Annotated in this window: 15 protein-coding genes; 11 read left to right on the top strand and 4 right to left on the bottom strand. The window is 53.0% G+C overall.

Annotation, left to right across the window (positions count from 1 at the left end):
* Positions 1-189: 189 nt before the first annotated feature.
* The 10 genes from EYC98_RS06825 (at position 190) to EYC98_RS06780 (ending at position 14,389) form a co-directional block, all read left to right on the top strand.
* On the top strand, positions 190-3,153 hold the full coding sequence (locus EYC98_RS06825) for an SLBB domain-containing protein (RefSeq protein ID WP_279244566.1): 2,964 nt from the start codon (positions 190-192) through the stop codon (positions 3,151-3,153).
* A gap of 121 nt (positions 3,154-3,274) precedes the next feature.
* The gene (locus EYC98_RS06820; RefSeq protein WP_279244565.1) at positions 3,275-4,861 is read left to right on the top strand and encodes a WecB/TagA/CpsF family glycosyltransferase; all 1,587 of its coding nucleotides are present in this window, start codon (positions 3,275-3,277) and stop codon (positions 4,859-4,861) included.
* A 393-nt stretch (positions 4,862-5,254) separates the two neighbouring features.
* Positions 5,255-6,682 carry a sigma-54-dependent transcriptional regulator gene (locus tag EYC98_RS06815; RefSeq protein WP_279244564.1) on the top strand — a complete coding sequence of 476 codons (1,428 nt, stop codon included), beginning with the start codon at positions 5,255-5,257 and terminating at the stop codon, positions 6,680-6,682.
* A gap of 34 nt (positions 6,683-6,716) precedes the next feature.
* Positions 6,717-7,268 carry a heme NO-binding domain-containing protein gene (locus EYC98_RS06810; RefSeq protein WP_279244563.1) on the top strand — a complete coding sequence of 184 codons (552 nt, stop codon included), beginning with the start codon at positions 6,717-6,719 and terminating at the stop codon, positions 7,266-7,268.
* The gene (locus EYC98_RS06805) at positions 7,265-9,283 is read left to right on the top strand and encodes a response regulator (RefSeq protein ID WP_279244562.1); all 2,019 of its coding nucleotides are present in this window, start codon (positions 7,265-7,267) and stop codon (positions 9,281-9,283) included. The genes EYC98_RS06810 and EYC98_RS06805 overlap by 4 nt, the downstream gene beginning before the upstream one ends.
* A 222-nt stretch (positions 9,284-9,505) precedes the next feature.
* Positions 9,506-9,745 carry a hypothetical protein gene (locus EYC98_RS06800; protein WP_279244561.1) on the top strand — a complete coding sequence of 80 codons (240 nt, stop codon included), beginning with the start codon at positions 9,506-9,508 and terminating at the stop codon, positions 9,743-9,745.
* A 91-nt stretch (positions 9,746-9,836) separates the two neighbouring features.
* Positions 9,837-10,790 carry a GumC domain-containing protein gene (locus EYC98_RS06795; protein ID WP_279244560.1) on the top strand — a complete coding sequence of 318 codons (954 nt, stop codon included), beginning with the start codon at positions 9,837-9,839 and terminating at the stop codon, positions 10,788-10,790.
* Between the two features lie 242 nt (positions 10,791-11,032).
* Positions 11,033-11,920: a DUF6492 family protein gene (locus EYC98_RS06790; RefSeq protein WP_279244559.1), complete on the top strand. Its 888-nt coding sequence runs from the start codon at positions 11,033-11,035 to the stop codon at positions 11,918-11,920.
* Positions 11,921-12,018: 98 nt separating this feature from the next.
* Entirely contained in the window at positions 12,019-13,059 is a 1,041-nt protein-coding gene (locus EYC98_RS06785; RefSeq protein ID WP_279244558.1) for a glycosyltransferase family 2 protein, read from the top strand.
* 10 nt (positions 13,060-13,069) lie between these two features.
* Complete coding sequence (locus EYC98_RS06780) at positions 13,070-14,389, top strand: hypothetical protein (RefSeq protein ID WP_279244557.1); 1,320 nt, start codon at positions 13,070-13,072, stop codon at positions 14,387-14,389.
* On the opposite strand, the gene EYC98_RS06775 is transcribed toward EYC98_RS06780, so the two are convergent.
* Positions 14,378-15,310 (bottom strand): hypothetical protein, encoded by a 933-nt coding sequence (locus tag EYC98_RS06775; protein ID WP_279244556.1) that lies wholly within the window; start codon positions 15,308-15,310, stop codon positions 14,378-14,380. The two genes, EYC98_RS06780 and EYC98_RS06775, sit on opposite strands and share 12 nt — an antisense overlap.
* Before the next feature lie 225 nt (positions 15,311-15,535).
* On the opposite strand from EYC98_RS06775, the gene EYC98_RS06770 reads away from it, so the two are divergent.
* Positions 15,536-16,492, top strand: coding sequence for a sterol desaturase family protein (locus EYC98_RS06770; protein WP_279244555.1), 957 nt, complete (start codon positions 15,536-15,538; stop codon positions 16,490-16,492).
* 1 nt (position 16,493) lies between these two features.
* Here EYC98_RS06770 and EYC98_RS06765 read toward each other — a convergent pair whose 3' ends face one another.
* The 3 genes from EYC98_RS06765 to ilvD are packed head-to-tail and all read right to left on the bottom strand — an operon-like array spanning position 16,494 to position 19,987.
* Entirely contained in the window at positions 16,494-17,390 is an 897-nt protein-coding gene (locus EYC98_RS06765) for a TauD/TfdA dioxygenase family protein (protein WP_279244554.1), read from the bottom strand.
* Positions 17,391-17,432: 42 nt separating this feature from the next.
* Positions 17,433-18,287, bottom strand: coding sequence for an MBL fold metallo-hydrolase (locus EYC98_RS06760; RefSeq protein WP_279244553.1), 855 nt, complete (start codon positions 18,285-18,287; stop codon positions 17,433-17,435).
* 5 nt (positions 18,288-18,292) lie between these two features.
* Positions 18,293-19,987 carry a dihydroxy-acid dehydratase gene (ilvD, locus tag EYC98_RS06755; RefSeq protein ID WP_279244552.1) on the bottom strand — a complete coding sequence of 565 codons (1,695 nt, stop codon included), beginning with the start codon at positions 19,985-19,987 and terminating at the stop codon, positions 18,293-18,295.
* Positions 19,988-19,996 lie beyond the last annotated feature (9 nt).

The following is a 19,996-nucleotide window of genomic DNA, read 5'->3' as shown; positions in this document are numbered from 1 at the left end:
GATACAGTCTATTTTCGCAATTCGCAAAAAATCAGTTTTCGCAATTCGCGAACCACATTGCAAAACCACCCGACTCGAATAATAAGAGGAACTCTATCTAATTGTTTTTATTGACTATTATTTAGTTCTCATTGTTGGCATTGCTATTGCAATAACACAGGGGATACCAATCAAGACAGAGCCAGCTACATGAAACAGTTCCACAAACTAGCGCTTACTGCACTACAAAGCACGCCCTTCACCTTGCGGCTTGCCGGAGCAACCCGAGGCGCATTTTATCTGGCATGCACAATGACCTCGGTACAGACCTTTGGCGTCAATGACGCCTACCTCCCCTTTATTGAGTCTCTGCAGACCGTGCAGCAACGCGCCTACGCACAAGCGGCCCCGAGCGGCCAGGATGATCCCCTAACGGACCTTACACAGCCACCGGCAGCTGCCACCAACATTCTGACCGACACCGAAGACTCCAGGCTAGAGCAAATGGCAGATGAAAAAAGTGGACCATTAAGCTTGCAAGATAAGCAGCAAGATCAGGTGCTGCACTCTGATTTGGAGCAATTCGGCTACGACATCTTTGGCCGTGTGCCGAGCACATATGCGCCCTTGGCAGGCATCCCGGTGCCATTGAATTATCAGATTGGCCCCGGGGATAGCATTATCGTGCAGTTGTTCGGCAAGCGGAACGTGGAGTACAAATTGGTTGTCACGCGAGACGGTAACATCCTGGTACCCGAGTACGGCCCCGTGCAGCTGGCAGGTCTGACCTTTGATGAAGCAGAGGAACTGATCACCAGCGGTTTTGAAAGTCGCGTGATTGGCGTCAAAGCCGTGGTCACCATGGGACAGTTGCGAACCGTTCAGATTCGCCTGGCTGGCGATGTCATGCAGCCTGGAGTCTATATCGTAAGCGGACTTTCCACCACCATAGACGCACTACTGGCAACGGGTGGCATACGCCACACAGGCTCGCTGCGCAATATTGAGCTCATCAGAAATGGCAAGCGCATCGCCAAACTAGATTTCTATAACTTGCTACTGCGGGGGCGAATGGACCAGGAAGTCTTTCTGACCCACAACGATACGATTTTTGTGCCGCCTATTGGTCCAATCGTCTATGTAGGCGGCGAAGTACAGCGGCCCGCTATCTATGAATTGAGCGGCGAGCAAACTGTAGAACAGGTTATCGCGATGTCCGGCGGGCTGCTGCCTACCGCTTCGTTGACACACTCGCATATTGAGCGAATTCAGTCGGGCGGCACCCGCACTCTAATCGATTTTTCCGCAAAGAGCGGGGTCGCCGGCGAGAAGGCCATTCTGAACACCAAGGTTTATACGGGCGATCTCCTAAGGGTCCTATCTCTGGAAGACGAATTATCGGACGTGGTACTGCTGTCTGGCCATGTCAAACGACCCGGCGGCTATCAGTTCAGGTCTGGCATGCGCGTATCAGATATTGTCACCGGTGCCGATGAGCTACAGCCAGGCGCCGACCTCGACTTCCTACTGATCAAGCGCGAGAACCCTCGCACCCTGCGCACAGAAGCCATGTATGTGGACCTGGTCGCTGCGCTAACCACTCCTGGCGGCAAGGACGACATTAGACTGCAGTCGCGAGACCAATTGATCGTTTTCAAGCTTGACCAGAATCGTGAAGATGAGTTGGCTAATATTGTGCGGGAGCTGGATGTACAGGCCACCGACTATCGTCCAGCGCGGGTAGTAGAGGCCCGCGGTGCGGTGCGCTACAACGGTCGACTGCCGCTGCAGGAAGGCGCGCGCCTGCTCAACGTCATGGCTTTGGCCGGAGGCCTAAAACCCGGCGCAGACATGTTCTATGGGGTTATAGCGCGAACCCGCCATCCGAGCCGCTCTATCGATGCCATCACATTCAATATCGCCGCGGCAATCACCAACCCGGAATCGCCAGCAAACTTGGCGATAGAGCCGGGCGACAGATTGTATTTCTTCGATGATAAGGGCAGTCGCTCTGAGCTGCTAAATGATGAGATAGACCTCCTGCGACAGCAAGCAAGTTACGGAGCAGACGAACAACTTGTGACGATACAAGGTGAAGTTATGCACTCCGGGACATACCCTTTGACTCGCGGCATGCGCGCCAGCGACCTACTCTGCGCGGCGCAGGGCCTGACCCGGAAAGCCTATGGCCTAGGCGCCGAGCTTTCGCGGGTTCAGCGCTACACAGATGACGACAACGCAATTGAGCACCTCAATCTGGATAGCGGCACACTGCTGGGCCTGTGTGACCTCACGCGCAGAATGTCGACCACAGAAATCAACCCCAGTGACAGCGATGCCGATTTAGTTCACTACACCGACGACCAACTGAATCCGTTTCTCAAACCGATGGACCAGCTCACTTTTACAGAGAAATCAGGGTGGGTAGAGCGCGCCACAGTAACTCTCATCGGCGAAGTGGAGCGACCAGGAGTATATGCCATCAACCGCGGCGAGAGCCTATGTGAGGTAATGCAGCGGGCTGAGGGTCTAACGCCACAGGCCTATATCTTCGGCGCAGAGTTTACCCGCGGGTCGGTGCGCGAAATGCAGCAGGAAACGCTGGACGAGCTGCACGGGCAACTGGACGAGCTGATGATAGAACTATCTCTCTCTCAAGGTTTCAATAAAACTGAAAAAGCACCGTCGGAATGGGCGGGTAAACAGGATTACCTGAAAGCCATAAGCCAGCTTGAAAAGGCCACAGCAAATGGTCGCATGGTGATAGATCTGGAGCGCGCACTGACATGCAGTGCCAAACACAATATCGCGCTGGAGGATGGCGACATCCTCACTGTGCCGCATACCCCTGATTATGTACAAGTTGCGGGTCAGGTTTATGTTCCCACTTCGCACCTGTACGACGAGGACCGCAAGATCAGTGACTATGTCGATATGAGTGGCGGCCACACAACACTGGGGCGGCTCAAGCATACCTATGTTATTCAGGCCAATGGCGAAGTGATGAACTACAAAGGCAGCCGTAATTCATCCCGCATGGCGCGAAAGTCTGTCATGCCCGGCGCGAAAATATATGTACCTCTGGACGTGGACCGCATGAACGGTACCGAGAAAGCGCAGACCTGGGTCGACACATTGGTGCGCTCGGCAATTCTCGCCGGCATCGTCCTCTGACACATAAGGACATATTGCTTACGCAAACCTACCGCTGCCCGGCCAAAGCATCTAACACCGCATAACCGGCAGCCACTAATTTTAGCGGGACATTGCAGTCCCTAACTTGGAGACATTTGATATGAGCACAATCACTTACCCCCGGACACGCGACTGCGTCAATTCACTGGGCATTCCTGTGGACAACTTGTCGCTGCGACAGGCCACCGACCGCATTATAGACATGGCAAAAAATCGCGATGGTGAGTCACGCCTTGTCTCTACCCTGAACGTGGATTTCCTGGTGAATTCACTGGGCTATGCATTTTCCCGTCCGCGTCATCCGGAGCTACTCAACGTACTGCGCACCTCCGACATGGTAACAGCCGATGGTTTTCCTATTATCTTACTTAGCAAAATAATGGGTAAACCCCTGCAGCAACGAGTCACCGGGTCCGATCTCACACCAGCGCTGGCGCTGCGCGCGGCGGACGAAGGCCTATCATTGTTTCTACTCGGCGGTGGCGAAGGTGTGGCGGCAGCGGCAGCGGAATCACTGCAGGAGGCCAATCCAAAACTTAAGATCGCGGGCACCTGTGCGCCCTTCATACACACTGACGGCGCTTCTTTAGTCGATTTCGCTGAGGATGACGCCAAAGTGCTGCAGACAATCAACAGTTCGGGTGCCGACATTCTATTTGTAGGTCTGGGTAACCCGAAACAGGAATTGTGGTTCAACCGCAATCGCCATAAGTTAGAAGTACCGGTAGCTATAGGCGTGGGCGGCACATTCGAATTCATCACCGGCTCGGTCAAACGCGCCCCCCCATGGATACAGAAGCTCAACCTGGAATGGCTCTTTCGCATCACACAAGATCCACAGAGACTTTGGCGACGCTATGCGGTCGGGCTGTTTAAACTGGGAGTACTCACAGCGCCACTAATCTACTACCGAGCCAAGCAAGAGTTGTTGTATCAAGTAGCAGTGGATAACGAACCGCCCCGCATACGCTGGAATTCAGTCTGGTCTTCACGCAATCAGTCGCTGGAGGTATTGCAGCTGCCAGCTGTGGTAACTGCTGCTTACCTGGAGGAGCTGGTCGCTTCACTGCAACGGGCCCATGCCAATACCGCACTACGCTTGTTGGATTTTAGTCTGGTGAAGCATATCCACTCTTCCGGCCAGCAAGAGTTTTTCCGTCTTGCCCAACTACTGCAAGACCCACAAAACGACATCTCAATGCTGGGCATGAGCAAGACAGTAAAGCGCCAGCTGGCCGCGTCTCGTATCATGGACGTCCTCGGCGAAGACGGTAACGGTGACACCCTCAGCACGCTTTCCGACTCACCACAGGGTAACCAACAGCAGACGATCGGGTGCAAGAGCTATGTCATGAGCGAAACGACACTGATCTTCCTCTCCGGTCGCGTCAGCGGCGACGGCCTGACAGCACTGGGCTTTATCGAATGCCTGCAACACGCAACACGCAACCGCACCTGCATCCTTGATTTGCGCAACGTCACACTCCTGGAAAGCACCGCAATCGCCGAGCTCCATCCGTTGATAGTCGCTCAGCAGGCCAGCCGCAGCGGCGCCATTCTCATCAGCGGCGCGAACGCCAATGCGCGCCAAATGTTCCATATGACCGGATTGGGCGAGCAGGTTCTTTTCATCGATGACAAGACCTTCCTCGCCAGTATTGCCGCCGAGGGACACGACTACAAATAACTCAGCAGTTCACACTGGGGCCATCAACGGTAGTCACTGCTTTGATGAACCCCATAGCTGACCTGAAGATGCACCGTTGCCAGCCCTGCTAAGCCCATCGCTAGCACCCTGTATATTCCGGGGCAGAGGCCATTCAGTCTATCTTCGCATTATGAATTGCGTTTTGCGACTAATTATGCGGCAATAAATCCTGGCAGCCTCTGCTTGGGCGCCCTCAACCACACGCGAGCAAAGTAATATTTCCTTAATTATCAATAAGATAAGAACTTCCTGGTAATGTAAATCGCATAATGGGAGAGGTGGCACAATAGTTGACTACCATATAGACATGCGTTTAACCCGAAAACGCAGATAGGAAAAAACCGGTTCCATTCGAACCGCAGCGAGGAACCAATGAGCACCCCGATAAAAGTACTAATGGTTGAAGACAGCGTAACTCTATCGGCCATCTACAGCGCCTATCTGCAAGATACAGATTATCACCTGGCATCTGTTGAAACGCTGGGCATGGCACACACGGCGCTGTCAGCCTTCCAACCTGACATTGTGCTTCTGGATGTCGAATTGCCAGATGGTAATGGCTTGGATTTCCTGACCGAAGCTGCCAGTCAGGAACATCCGCCGAAAGTTATCGTAATGACTGCCTTTGGCACTTCCGATATGGCTGTGAAAGCCATTCAGGCAGGCGCCTCTGATTTTCTGACAAAACCATTCGACGCCGCCCGCCTCAAAGTAACCTTGGACAACACCGCGGCGCGGTTACAACTAGGCAAGCGAGCGCAGGAATTGGCTCAACTGGAGAGGGACAGTTATTGCAACTTCATTGGCAAATCTCTGGCCATGCAGTCAGTCTACAAAACCATCGACTCGCTCGCCCTCAGCGATGCTACCGGATTCATCGTTGGGGAAAGCGGAACGGGAAAGGAGCTGGCTGCGGAGGGCATCCACCAACAAAGCCCGCGACGTGACGCGGAGTTCATCGCCATTAACTGCGGCGCGATCCCCAGTGAACTGATGGAAAGCGAGCTGTTTGGCCACGTCAAAGGCGCATTCACCGGGGCCAGCGCCAATCGCGAGGGCGCAGCCAGTATCGCTAACGGCGGCACACTCTTTCTGGACGAGATATGTGAAATGAGCCTGGAGCTGCAAAAAAAGCTCTTACGCTTCATCCAAACCGGCACCTTTCGCAAGGTCGGCAGCAACACACTTGAAACAGTCGACATAAGGTTTGTTTGCGCGACTAACCGCAACCCACTTGCAGAGGTGAGCGAAGGTCGCTTTCGCGAAGACCTGTTCTACCGTTTACACGTAGTGCCTTTGCACATGCCTCCACTACGTGAGCGTGAAGATGACGTCTTGATGCTTGCCAATCACTTCCTGCAACACTTTGGCGAGCAGGCGGGCAAGCATTTCGAAGGATTTTCCGAGGACGCAGCTGCGGTGATTCGTCGCTACCCCTGGCCGGGAAATGTGAGGCAACTGCAGAATGCCATGCAACAGGTCGTGGTACTGAATGATGGCCAACTGGTGACTGAAGCAACGCTGCCAACCTCAATCACCAGCGGCCCGCTCGGCATCAATCAGACACCGGCGGACATAAGTGCAGCCACAACCGCGTCCGTATCAAAGCTGGTCGCCCCTGAATACTCACACCTGGCTCGACGGCAACAAATTGAACCTTTGTGGGTGACGGAAAAAAAGGCCATCGAGGCCGCGATAGCAGCCTGCGATAATAACGTCAATCGCGCAGCAGGCCTGCTTGAGATAGCTCCGTCCACTCTTTACCGAAAAATACAGGCATGGAAGCAACTCCAAGCCTGACACTCAGCCAATCATCAAAAAGGACACCGCTGCTATGTACGGCCTAATACACAGCTCACTGAAAGACATGATCAACGAGAAATACGGCGAAGAAATATGGCAGGAAGTACTCGCAAGCTCCGGAGTACCTGACGCCTCCTTTCTGGCCATGCGCTCCTATGACGACGAAATCATCTACTCCCTTGTGGTCGCAGCTTCGGAGGTACTGAACGCACCTGCCGATGCCTGTCTGGAAATGTTCGGCGAGTACTGGGTCCTGGAAACAGCCTCCAAGTCATATGGCATGCTTCTGGATGCTGCCGGTAACGATATGCTGGAATTTCTTGGCAATATGAATTCTCTGCATGACCGTATTAGCAGTACTTTCATCAATTATGTACCGCCCGAATTTCATATAGAGAAAACCGACAACGGCCACCTCATTCATTACGTCAGCAAGCGTAAGGGATTGACGCCGTTTGTCGTCGGAATTTTAAAGGGATTGGCAATACGCTTTAGCAGCCCACTGAACATCCTGGATCAGGTCGAAGTGGAGGTGGATGAGGGAACTCATACCATTTTTCAGATTGAGCTAGCGCCAAAATGAACGATTGGGCAGACATACCCTGGGATCAACTGCAGCGTTTGTTTTCCGTTGTAATATGCCTCGATGACTCTATGCGCATAGTCTACGCCAGCGAAACAGTCAGTCGTTATTTGCCTGAGGTCAAAGACAACCCGCTGTTGTGCGACGTCTTTGACATACTGCGCCCAGGCAAGCTGCAAACGTTCTCCGATCCGCTAGCGTCCCAAGAGTCTCTATGCCTCATGACAGCCATCAGCGGACGTTTCGCGATTCGCGGCCAGCTCATACCTACCAGCTACGACAACAAGCCTGTAATGTGTCTCTATGGGGCCCCCTGGCTTTACTGGATATCCAGTAATTGCCCAGACATTGGTGTCACCTTAAGTGACTTTGCGCCACAAGATGTCCAACTCGACCAGCTGTTTTTCATGACGACAGAGAAGCGCATGGTTGCTGACCTGGAAAGTCTAAACACTGAACTGACAAAAGCCAAGGACGAACTGCAAGAAAGAAATAATGCTCAGCACCGCTTATTCGCCCAGATGAGCCACGAAATGCGCACGCCGCTAAACGGCGTGGTGAGCGCGCTGTCTCTACTGGAAGCAAACCCTCTTGATCAAACGCGGCACCACCAACTCATCTCGCTGGCGCAAAGCGCCTCCCACAATTTGATGGACGTTATCAACTACGTACTGGATCTATCCAAGCTTGAGCTGGCAGGAGAAGATGGAGAAGGCATATTCGATGTCCTACAACTGGTTCAGTCCAGCACAGACATCCTGCGCCCCATAGCGCAGGAAAAATTGCTGGAAGTAACGTTGGAGCTGGCGCCCGACATACCAAGGCATTGCATGGGCAACGCCCCACTACTCCGCCAAACACTGCTCAACCTCATTGTGAATGCGGTCAAATTTACCGATAGCGGCTCAGTGAACATTAAGGTACAAAAAATAGCTGGAGCGGGCCAGAACTGCACTCTGAAATTCAGCGTCAGCGATACCGGGATTGGTATTGCCGAGAACAAGAAGCAGCGCATATTTGAGCCGTTCTGGAGCCTACCCAGTTCTGCGGGGAGCCGCGCCGACGCAGGCACCGGGCTTGGACTCGATATCGTGCGTCGCAATGTAGAACATGCCGGAGGGGAAATCGGCGTTATCTCGGAGCTTGGAGTGGGCTCAACGTTTTGGTTTGATTGGCCAACGATCGCACAAGTAGCGGAAGCCAGCGACAGCCAGATATTGCCTGCAAACGCAGTGCTTGAACCAGATGGCGAACTTACCGGTAAAGTTTTACTGGTTGACGATAATCAGACCAACCTACTACTAGGCAGAATGATTATCGAGTCAATGGGTGTAGAGGTCAGCACTGCAACGAACGGCACTGAGGCAGTCTCCGCCGCATTGCAGGACAACTTTGATCTGGTATTGATGGACATCCATATGCCCGATTTCGATGGCATCGAAGCGACCCGCCAGATACGCGAGATCAAGGATCAACGGGATCTGCCTATAGTGGCACTGACAGCACTGGCATACGACAAGGAGAAGGCTGCCTGCATGGAAATCGGGATGAATGGCTACCTGACCAAACCGATCGTCAAGGAGGCATTGGCCATAGAGCTTGGACAATGGCTGAGCCGTGACTTGGCAAGCGCTGGAGCTCCCCATAATGAGCCTCAAGAAACACTTGCACCTGAAGAAATAATTGATCAAACAGTCCTGGCCGAGCTTAGTCGACAAATTGGCACTGACAACCTGAAAACAGTGCTTAAAAAGGTTCTAACCGAAGCAGAGCAACGCTGGGAAGAGCTGTTAAGTGCGGATATCGAAGCAGATAAGGCAGCGATGCAACGCCAGGTACACAGCCTGTCCAGTATCTTTCGCAGTGTCGGGCTTATGCCAGCTGGCGATGCCTTCGCCGCAATAGAACTCCAGTTGCGCGACGATTCGGAGCTAAAAACAGGATGGATTGAGGAGCTGAAACACAGCAAAACCATCAGCTTGCAAACACTGAGAGAGCACTTAACCCAGCTCTGAGATCAGACGCCCACCTGCCCGGGTAGCTCAAATAGCGATTTAACCCCAACTTCAACACTCTCACTCTGCAATTTTGCTTACTCCGACTCGCAAATTGCAACTCACATAGCGAAAAATTCAGCCCAAACAGTCACAAGTGTGGCTAACAGGGCTGGCACGCATCTTGCTATATCAGCATTAGAGAACGCTATTAGCACAAACAACGAGATGAGGAATCAAATCATGCACAGTTTAAGGAACAGCGAAACAGCCCGTCACGCAACAATCCCCGCTCTGCAGCCATTAGGAAGCAAGAACGATGATATCAACCCACCTGGAATGGACCCGATCATACTGGCAAATCTCGATTTCGACCTGTTCACGTCGCTCTGCAAACTCGGTGTTTCTGAGGAGAAAATCAACGCTGTACTGTGCTTGAGCGATGGTGACTTTGAATACCTAAGCGCGCTCAAAACGACATAGCTGTCGGGAAGCCCTTTGTGTCACCGTTAGAATTCGAAAGCCACCAATTTGATACAGGTCCGCACCTACCTGCAAACTCTGGAATCTGGAAATGAACACTACTGAAACGATAAGTCACAAGCCAAGCGCGGTAATGGAACTGGATCTCATGCCTTATCTAAACGCGCTGATCGAAGCCCGCTGGATATTAGTCATCGCTGTTCTTGTGTCCGCCGTGCTGGCAGGTTTTGCCGCATACTCCAAACCCTACATGTTCCAGTCCGCCATCAAGGTAAGCGTGGTCGATATCGAGGACCCCGGCGGAGTGTCTCCCGATGACCGACGGGCCTCTGAAGTACTCACTCTGGTTGAACATGGCTTCGTCATGGGGACCACTCATGATAACTACAACGACGTGATGCGCGCACGACTAAACTCCAGAGACTTCACTATGCGATTTCTCGACGAGCATAACGTCTACCGGCATTTTTATCCGACGCAGTGGATCGAAGATGAACAACGCTGGAGAGGCAGCTTTACACCAGACCGTGGCGAGGTATTCACCCGGTTCCGGGACGAAGTGCGCAACGTCAGTCGGGATGAGGAAACCGACATCATCACCATCGGCATGAATTGGCCAGACCCTGCCGTGGCGCGAGACTGGGCGAATCAGTATGTACGGAGCTTTAACGAGTTCATACGTGAGCGCACGATCAATGACGTGCGCAGTAAACAGGAATACCTGAAGCAGGAACTCAACCGCTCGGATCTATTGGAAATGCAGAAATCCATTTACCGACTGATCGAAGCACAGACAGCGATAGCGATGTTAGCCAACGCACGGGAGGAGTATGCCCTGGAGATTATCGACCCGGCAGCCCTACCCTACCGTAGCTTTAACATGTCGCGGAAGAAGAGAATAGCAATCGGCACAGTAACGGGCTTTCTGCTGACAGTTTTTGGTGTCCTCGCCTGGGTACTACTGGCAGGTATGTTGCAAAAAATCACCCATTATAGGGCGCAATATTTGGAGTTAGCGGCCAATGACGGTGCTCCAAAACCATGATGCTTTTCTGGGCTGCAACTGCTGGTGTTTTTTTGCATTTTGCAACTCAGGGTGCAAGCCGTTTCGCCAATCTAGATATCGTCGCTGTCGCCGCGCGAAGATGGCGCCCCTGCTACGACCAAAAATTGAAAAAAGGGTATATAAAACATCCCTTTACGCTATCACCATCGGTTCGCCATAGATTGGCATGAAGCCTGCAACGTCTTAAACAGCTGCCCAGATAATCCCTTAGGAACCCCGTTATGAGCCCGACCAACATCAATGAGCAACTCGCTCTCATCACCTGCTCTTACCGACCAGACTTTGAACGATGCGCTCGACTTTGTGCAAGCGTCGACGCCCTAATCAGCCCAGACACTGCGCATTTTATTATCGTACCTGATCGCGACAGGAAAATTTTTTCCACACTGGAGTCGAAAAACCGAACCATTCTTAGCACAGAAGATGTTTTGCCAGGCCGGTTCCTTCAGTTGCCATTATTCAAGAAGTGGTGGCTCGATGACAGCATGTGGCCGATTCGGGGCTGGATGGTCCAACAGGTGACTAAGCTGTGTGCAGACGTTGTGACTAGCCGTGAAAATATTATCTTTGTTGATTCTGATATCGAGTTTCTAAAACCACTACAGCATGATCGATTACTTCGAGATGGAGCCCTGCGCCTCCACAGAAAGCCGGGGCACAAAAATGAAGGTGTACACCTGAAATGGCACCACGCGTCGGCGGAGCTATTGGGCTTTAGTCCCAGATACTTTGGCAGTGACTACATTGGCGCACTGGCTAGTTGGAGACGCAGTAACGTGGTGCATTTGAAACGCCATATTGAAGAGCGCCAGGAACGCCCATGGCATGAGGCCGTGGGCAGAAGAATGACGGTTTCCGAATATACACTTTACGGTGTTTTTGTCGAGCACGTCATAGGCATTGAAGAGTCCGGCCACTTTCATGATCCGAACGATCTATGCCAGTGCCTTTGGTTTAAAGACGAAACCGAAAAATTCCTCAATGAAATTGACCATAGAGATTCACCACAGGCCGTTCTGCTCCAATCCAACATCGGGCTGAGCCCAGAAGCCACCCATACCCTAATGAGCCAGCTACGCAAAAATATGGCTGCATCACAGTTGGGGTGACAGGTCAAAGCCAGGCTCACACAGCATTTTTCTTCAGTTAAGCAGGCCTGCCACACCACGTCCTGGTCGCACAATATCCAACAAAACGGAACAGAACAATGACTGACACTTTTACCTACATAATTCTTCTCAATTGGAATGGCTGGCGAGACACCATCGCATGCCTGGAGTCGATCTTTGAGTCTACAGATTCATCTTTCCGCGTCATTGTCTGTGACAACAATTCAAGTGATGACAGTTTGTCAAAGATAGCCGCCTGGGCGAGAAACCAAATATCAGCGGAGCCACCAGAGGACCCTCGCTTACAACAATTAGTTGGCGGAGCAACTCGGCCCATAGCGCACATCAATCTCACTGCCACGGGCATCAGGGCAGAGCCTGGCAGCGACACCGCGGCACCCTTGATATTGATAGACAATGAAGACAATGGTGGATTCGCCGCAGGCAATAATGTCGGGATTCGCTACGCGCTTAATCAGCCTGACATGTCACATGTATGGTTACTGAATAATGATACTTTGGTCGAGCCCGCTTGTTTGTCGAATATGCAGCACCGTCTGCAGCGAGAAACCACTCCAAAAGTGTGTGGCTCAGTCATACACTTTTTTGATAACCCACAGACCATTCAAGCCATCGGAGGCAATCGTTTCAATAGCCGCACCGGCGTTGCCCTCGAATCTGAGGGTCGATTTAGATCAGAGGGCGAGCTGAATGATTGTAATCTGATTGAGGAGCGGATCGACTATATAAGTGGTTGTTCAATGTTGATACCTCGCGATCTGCTGCAAAAAGTTGGACTGCTAAGTGAAGACTATTTTCTTTACTACGAAGAAATTGACTGGTTTACCAGAGCAGGCCCATCTAATCGCCCGTGTATCGCTAGCGATGCGCACATTTATCACCGCGAGGGCGGCTCTATCGGTTCACCAAGCTGGCAGCAATCGACACCCTCACTCCTGGCCGACTTTCATATTTTCAGGAGTAAACATCTTTTTATGAAAAAGCATCACCGGGGCAGTATGCTTTGGTGTTACCTACATAGCTGCGTGGAAATTGGAAAGAGACTGATGCGCGGCCAGTTCAGTAACGCGCGCGTTGTCCTGTCTGTTTTATTCGGCGCAAGCAGTTTCCGAGCGTAGGACAACCTCAGTGGATTCAACACTACAATACAAGCTGGAAGAACGGGTCGCGCATCGCCCCCTGAATATTCAGCCGCTGATCTGTAGTTTGCTGTTTCTGGCAATATTCGCAGGCTGTCAAGGCGGCCGCTACTACATGTCTAACCGACTACAAGAGCTGGGCATTTTCAGCGCTCTGCTTCTAATGTCTCTGGGCGCATGGCGAGCAGTTTTCCAACTGAACCTGGACAACTTGAAAGACTGGGTTTTGAAACCTGTGTGTCTGATCTTTGGAATCATGCTCATCAGTTCAATGGCTTTCTATGTCAATTATGGCGGCAACCCTCTATATAGCTTTTTCTCCGCCCGTGAATTCATGCTGGCGTTTGTTGGTCCTGGAGTCTATCTCCTGTGCAGGACCGGATTGCCCGTTAGGGTTGTCGAAACCACCGTGCGCTTCGCACTCGTTGCACTGATGCTTAACTACCTGTTTTTTTACTTCACTCTCGATTTGAAGTCACTGTTTTTCTCTACCGACCATACACTCAGCAACCTGGTTACTTACGACGACTGGCGCGGCTTCCGACTGAAGCCCCCTCTCTTTGCCATCATGGTTGGACTGATGGCTGCATTTATTGGTGTGGGCCAGGCACGGACTTTCATGTCATGGGCGATATCGCTGTCAGTCATGGGGATTGCTATCTATATATGGTCGATAGTGATGTTTCGCTCCACATTGGCCACGATGGCTATGGCTATGCTTCTCTACCCCGCCTTGTTCGCCTCGAAGAACAGGATTCCACTCGTGGTAGTGATGTCTCCGCTGCTTATCCTAAGTATTCCTGTAGGTTTTGATATGATGCTGGATGTATTCCTCGGATCTGATGGAGGAGGGTTACGCAAGCAATCATTTGAATTGGCTTTTCAGCAGATACCCGGCCACTTGATATTTGGTGCCGGTGAGGACAACGCTTACGGCGCGACTTACCAGGATATTGTTGGTCCCTATTTTTTCCCCGACGATATTGGTTTTATCGGTACCTTGTACAAATATGGTGTAGTGGGGGCTTTCCTGTATCTCTACATGCACATCAAGATTTGGTCGCGGCTTTGGGCGGCCAATATACAGTTTAAGAAAATTTATGGCCGCCTCAACCCGCAGCTATGGGCGATCTTCATGTGGCTGACCGCGATGGCCTTCAACCTGGTGCTAAACCCCGGGCTTGCGTATGCACAAGGGATCACTTTGGCATCAATCGGGTTTGCTCTCGCTTCACTGCATTTAAATGAAAACGGTTACGCCGCCTCCATAACCACTAGTAGCCGAGTCGCCAGCCAGCTAGAAACGTGAGGAAAACGTTAACCCAATCACTGGTGCAGTATCGAACTCTGAGTTGGCAACATTATCACCATTCGCATCTTCCAGAGTGAGTTGGCCCGCGAATTCCGCGCCCACCAAAAGGCTCATACTAGTCATGGGCCAGGGGCTATATTCAACCGTCACCAATAGTGGCGCGCTCTGATCTTCACCCACTTGCGCGCCATCGTCGCCATCGCTATCCAACGCAAAGCGCGTTTGTTCGAAGCGGCCGGTGAGCCCAAGCGTCCACTTATCCGCCAGTTGGTAATTGAGGGTCAAACCCGGACCTTGCGAAGCAGCAAGACCACTGCCGGTGGTCAGGCTAATCCTATCGGTGATCTTCCAATCTATCACCACAATGGGAAACGCTGTGCTACCGCCACCGACCTCACTGAACCAGCCAAAACCCGGCCCCAGCGTCAAGCTATCGGATAGCTTCCAACTCATGCCCGCTAACACACCCTCTGTTCGTCCCTCGCTGAGACTGGCACCGGACTCGATATAGGTTCTCACACTGGGAATGATGATGACGCTGGTTTTCTCGGATGGGGCGAAACGTATCGGCAAGGACACGCGGTAATCCCGAATTTGATCCCAGGGCTGCTCGCCACCGATTGACGCCTGCTGCGAGAATTCGTACTCAGAGACACCGGCCCCTATCGACAACGAAACACTGGTTTTTCTATCCCAGGCATAGCCAAAGCTACCTTGCAGAACCCCGCGCGTGACATTGAACTCACCCGGGCCGTCGGCAAAGTCGCTGTCAAACTGATACAAGGTGCCCCCTGAAACGCCCCACACCCAAGGGCCAAATTGTTTGGGGGAGGATTCTTCTGCATTGCCGGATAAGGATAGGCAGGCCAGCAATCCGCTGAAACAAAAAACCGCCAGATATTTTGATGAAGTTCGCATGCCTATTACTATCCCTGATAAAGACCAACCTACGACGCCTCTGCTGCACTGGATCACTCTAGGCTTGTTGACCCTGACAACTCCACTACCAACCTTGGTGCGCGGCGGGAGTATACAGTACTGTATTGACTCAGCCAGAGACCGCCAGTTAACTTATTCGCAGCACCAATAAGGATCAAACCGGAAAACTCTATAATAATTCAGCCCCGGGGATAAACAAACGCCGTGAACGCGACGCTTCAAACTACCCACCCGCCTCTGCGCATGGCGCCCACGGCATTCCAATGGAGCGTGTTTCCGCTTGTCATGGCAACGGTCATTGCCGGGTCCTATTTCCTTATGGTGCGCGGCGTGAACCCGGCTCTGGCCATATTGGGCCCGCAATTTGCGGCCTTCTTCGTGGTTGCAGTTGCCGAGCGCATCTATCCCTACCACCAGAGCTGGCTGCGCTCGCAACATGATATTCGAGTGGACGCTACGCACACCGCAGGCATTGGCATTACCACCGCAATCCTGGCGCCCTTCGTCGTGTCAGCAGGTGTCGCCACGGCGGCCTGGCTTTCCGCGGCACTGGGTTCCGGCTTGTGGCCACAAGACTGGCCCCTGCTGGCACAGATCGCGCTGGCACTGGTTATAGGCGAACTACCGGGATACTGGGTGCATCGATGGCAGCATTCCTGGGATGGCCTGTGGCGTTTTCACAGCGTACACCACAGCGCGCCCAGGCTGTACTGGCTCAATGCGGGCCGCTTTCACCCTATCGATATCATGCTGACTTATGTCCCCAGTTACTTTTTACTCGTTATGCTGGGCTGCAACGAACTGGTGCTGGCCTATTTCGGCCTGGTGTCATCGGTTCACGGTATTTTCCAACACGCCAATCTGCAGCTGCGACTGGGCCCACTCAACTGGATTTTTAGCATGGCGGAGCTACACCGCTGGCACCATTCCCGCACCATAGAAGAGGCCAATACCAATTTTGGCCAGACCATCAGCATTTGGGACTGGGTGTTCGGTACGCGTTTTCTACCCAAGGATAGAGAACCACCGCGAGACATTGGCATTGCTGACCTACCTGACTTTCCGATGACCTGGTGGGCGCAGATTCTGGCGCCGTTCCGCTGGGCCAGAGTAAAACGCGAAAGTGCCAGGCACGAGCCTGGCGCCGCGACGGCGGATTAAGCTAGCGGGGCCTGTCACCGATAATGGTAACCCTATCCATCTGCCGGCGCTGGGGCCAGTAGTCGTTAGCCGCGTAATGCTGTACCACTCGGTTATCCCAAAACGCGATACTGTCTTTGCGCCACTTGAAGCGGCATTGGTATTCCGGCACGGCGGCCTCAAGAAACAGTCGACCCAGCAGCGTATCACTAGCCTGACGATCCATGCCGACTATATGGCTGGTGAAAACACCATTTGCATAGAGGGATTTTTCGCCTGTGTCAGGGCTGGTGCGCACCAGCGGGTGCTCGACCGCGGGAAATCTCTTCTGCTGTTCGGCAAGTTCCTCAGGGCGAAGAAACACGCCAAAGCTCTGGGTGAAATCGTTAACTGCACTCTTGCCCTCGATCAACGCCTTGGTTTCTTCATCGAGGCATTCGTAGGCTGCTACCATGTCGGCAAACAACGTATCACCCCCTATCTCCGGCACGATATGCGCACGCAGGATTGAGCCCAGTGAAGGGATTTCACGCCAGCTGACATCGCTATGCCAAAGATTCTCTACACCCACGGCCTTCTCGTCTTTATCAAAGCGCACGACTTCTGCGTCAGGCGCATCGGAGGGAATAAAGGGGTGCTCTTCCAGTTCACCAAAACGTTTGGCAAAGTCCATGTGCTGCTGTGCGGTGATATCCTGGTCGCGAAAGAAAATGACCCGGTAGGCCAACAGCGCCGCACGCACTTCATCAAAGGTTTCCGTATCGAGTGGTTTGCTGAGATCAACACCGCTAATTTCGGCCCCAAGACAGGGACTGATACGCTCTGCGCGAATACGTTCCCAACTGAGTTGACTGAGCTGTTCATGCCGATCCTTCAAATAAGGACGCTGACCGGGATTGATATTATGTTGAAGTTTCATAAGTTACCTCCATAGCATTCAACAAGGTCAGCACCTGACGCTTCAGGTTTGCAGACGAAATGCATCACCGTCGCGCACTATATGACCAGCAGTCACGCCCGCAAAATGGGTACCGATGATCAAGGTAGGGGTATCGGCATATTCTGCAAACACACGGCGGCGCGTAGCATCGGCTGCAGCGGCATCCAGATCTGCCGAACTGCCCCAGTCCAGACGCGCCATCTGGCAGGGATGATGCACAAAGTCACCGGTAATCAATGCCTGCTCACCGCCAGAGCGGATCCGGACACTGACATGGCCGGGGGTATGACCAAGGGTAGGCACCAGATCTACCTCGGGGCAAACCTGATGATCCGTGGCCACCAATTGCATCAGCCCGGCCTCATAGACCGGTGCCACGGAATCGTTAAAAACCCGCTGATTGATCTCTTCGATATCGGTACGACTGAAGTGGTCGTACTCATCTTGCGCAACCAGATAGCTGGCGTTACTGAAAGTTGGCACCCAGGCGCCATCTACCCACATGGTATTCCAGCCCACATGATCTACATGTAAGTGAGTACACAGCACATGGTCGACCGTGTCTCGATCAAACCCGGCGCCGGCGAAGTCTTGCAGAAATGAGGTTTGCAGCTGATGCCAATCTCTAAACGGCTTGCGCTCCTTATCATTGCCGACACAGGTGTCGACGACGATAGTACAGCTGGGAGTTTCCACTACCAAGGCATGCACGCTGAACTTGAGCTCACCTTCTTCGTCCATGAAATTGGGCTTCAGCCATTCAATATCACGGCACTCAGCGGGTGATGCATCCGGCAAAATCCAGCTGGCGCCACCCGTCGTTTCCATCTCCACTATCTTGGTTACGGTAACCTCGCCTATTTGCCATTTACGCATGTTAGCTAGCTCCAGTCATCGTCGTACAAATCGAGCACCGCGCCCTTGCTAGCCGACGCCGCGTTGCGGGCAAACTTGGCCAGTACTCCACGTCGGTAACGTGGCTCCGGGCGCACCCATGCCGCACGTCGTCGCACAATCTCTTCATCGGCAACATCAAGCTGCAAAAGCTGCTTATGTGCATCAATCGTAATCGTGTCGCCTTCCTCGACCAGGGCGATCAAACCTCCAGCATAGGCTTCAGGAGCGACGTGCCCTACCACCATGCCCCAGGTGCCGCCAGAGAACCGGCCATCGGTCACCAGTCCTACGCACTCTCCCAAGCCTTGTCCGACCAATGCACTGGTAGGCGCGAGCATTTCCGGCATACCAGGACCGCCGCGGGGGCCGAGATAGCGCATAAGTACCACATCACCGGCGCTAATCTTGCCTGCCAATATGGCCTCCAACGCCGACTGCTCATCTTCGAATACTCGCGCGGGGCCCGACATCACCGGGCTTTTCAGACCGGTAATCTTGGCGACCGAGCCTTCTTCTGCCAGGTTGCCGCGCAATATGGCCAAATGGCCCTCTGCATACAGCGGCGCATCCAATGGCCGGATGACATCCTGATCAGGGGGGCAGCCAGACTCGATAGAAGCCAGGTTTTCAGCCAGAGTGGAACCGGTAATGGTCATGCAATCACCGTGCAACAAGCCCGCGTCCAGCAACATTTTCATGACCCGGGGTATACCGCCCACACGGTGCAAGTCGATGGCCATATACTTGCCGCTTGGCTTCAGGTCACAGAACACCGGAACCCGCCGGCGTATGCGCTCAAAATCATCGATATCCCATGGCACGCCGGCCGCGTGGGCAATCGCCAGAAAGTGTAGTACCGCATTGGTCGACCCACCTGTGGCCATAACCACGGTAACGGCGTTCTCAATGGCTTCCCGCGTCACAATATCGCTAGGCTTAAGGTCACGCTTAACAGCTTCTACTAGCGCGCGGGCACTTTCCTCAGTACTTTTCGCCTTCTCCGTCTCCACCGTCGCCATGGTACTTGAGTAAGGTAGACTCATCCCCAACGCTTCAAACGCTGAGCTCATGGTGTTGGCTGTGTACATGCCGCCACAAGCGCCATTGCCGGGTATGGCATTACGCTCAATGGCCAATAGATCAGCATCGGAAACTCGCCCCGCGCTGTGCTCCCCAACCGCCTCAAAGACACTGACAATGTTCAAATCACGGCCATTAAACCGCCCGGGCAGTATGGTGCCGCCATAGACAAAGATCGAAGGCACGTTAGCGCGCAGCATACCCATCATTCCACCGGGCATATTCTTGTCGCAGCCACCGAACACCAAAACTCCGTCCATCCATTGCCCGCTAACACAGGTTTCTATGCAATCCGCGATGACTTCGCGTGATACCAGGCTGTACTTCATCCCCTCGGTGCCCATCGACATGCCATCGCTAATGGTGGGCGTACCAAACAATTGTGCATTGGCCCCAGCCTCTTTGAGAGCTACCGTGGCAGCGTCAGCCAAAGGTTGTATACCGGCATTGCAAGGCGTAATCGTTGAATGGGCGTTGGCTACACCTATCATGGGCTTGGCAAAATCCTCCTCCTCATAGCCCAGTCCATAAAACATGGATCGATTAGGTGCCCGTTGTACACCCTCGGTAATATTGCGCGAGCGTCGGTTGATAGCCATGTGAAGTTC

The organism is Candidatus Litorirhabdus singularis, assembly GCF_026262625.1.
GTDB classification, from domain to species: domain Bacteria; phylum Pseudomonadota; class Gammaproteobacteria; order Pseudomonadales; family Halieaceae; genus Litorirhabdus; species Litorirhabdus singularis.
The sequence above is the reverse complement of the archived record's forward strand: the minus strand, read 5'-3'. Positions and strand labels throughout refer to the sequence as shown.

Bases quoted from the DNA above. Each gene is read 5' to 3' on its own strand.
- EYC98_RS06760 (WP_279244553.1), bottom strand. From the start codon at position 18,287: ATGCGTAAATGGCAAATAGGCGAGGTTACCGTAACCAAGATAGTGGAG.
- EYC98_RS06790 (WP_279244559.1), top strand. From the start codon at position 11,033: ATGAGCCCGACCAACATCAATGAGCAACTCGCTCTCATCACCTGCTCT.
- EYC98_RS06785 (WP_279244558.1), top strand. From the start codon at position 12,019: ATGACTGACACTTTTACCTACATAATTCTTCTCAATTGGAATGGCTGG.
- EYC98_RS06825 (WP_279244566.1), top strand. From the start codon at position 190: ATGAAACAGTTCCACAAACTAGCGCTTACTGCACTACAAAGCACGCCC.
- EYC98_RS06815 (WP_279244564.1), top strand. From the start codon at position 5,255: ATGAGCACCCCGATAAAAGTACTAATGGTTGAAGACAGCGTAACTCTA.
- EYC98_RS06810 (WP_279244563.1), top strand. From the start codon at position 6,717: ATGTACGGCCTAATACACAGCTCACTGAAAGACATGATCAACGAGAAA.
- EYC98_RS06775 (WP_279244556.1), bottom strand. From the start codon at position 15,310: ATGCGAACTTCATCAAAATATCTGGCGGTTTTTTGTTTCAGCGGATTG.
- EYC98_RS06795 (WP_279244560.1), top strand. From the start codon at position 9,837: ATGAACACTACTGAAACGATAAGTCACAAGCCAAGCGCGGTAATGGAA.
- EYC98_RS06800 (WP_279244561.1), top strand. From the start codon at position 9,506: ATGCACAGTTTAAGGAACAGCGAAACAGCCCGTCACGCAACAATCCCC.
- EYC98_RS06820 (WP_279244565.1), top strand. From the start codon at position 3,275: ATGAGCACAATCACTTACCCCCGGACACGCGACTGCGTCAATTCACTG.
- EYC98_RS06805 (WP_279244562.1), top strand. From the start codon at position 7,265: ATGAACGATTGGGCAGACATACCCTGGGATCAACTGCAGCGTTTGTTT.
- EYC98_RS06765 (WP_279244554.1), bottom strand. From the start codon at position 17,390: ATGAAACTTCAACATAATATCAATCCCGGTCAGCGTCCTTATTTGAAG.
- ilvD (WP_279244552.1), bottom strand. From the start codon at position 19,987: ATGGCTATCAACCGACGCTCGCGCAATATTACCGAGGGTGTACAACGG.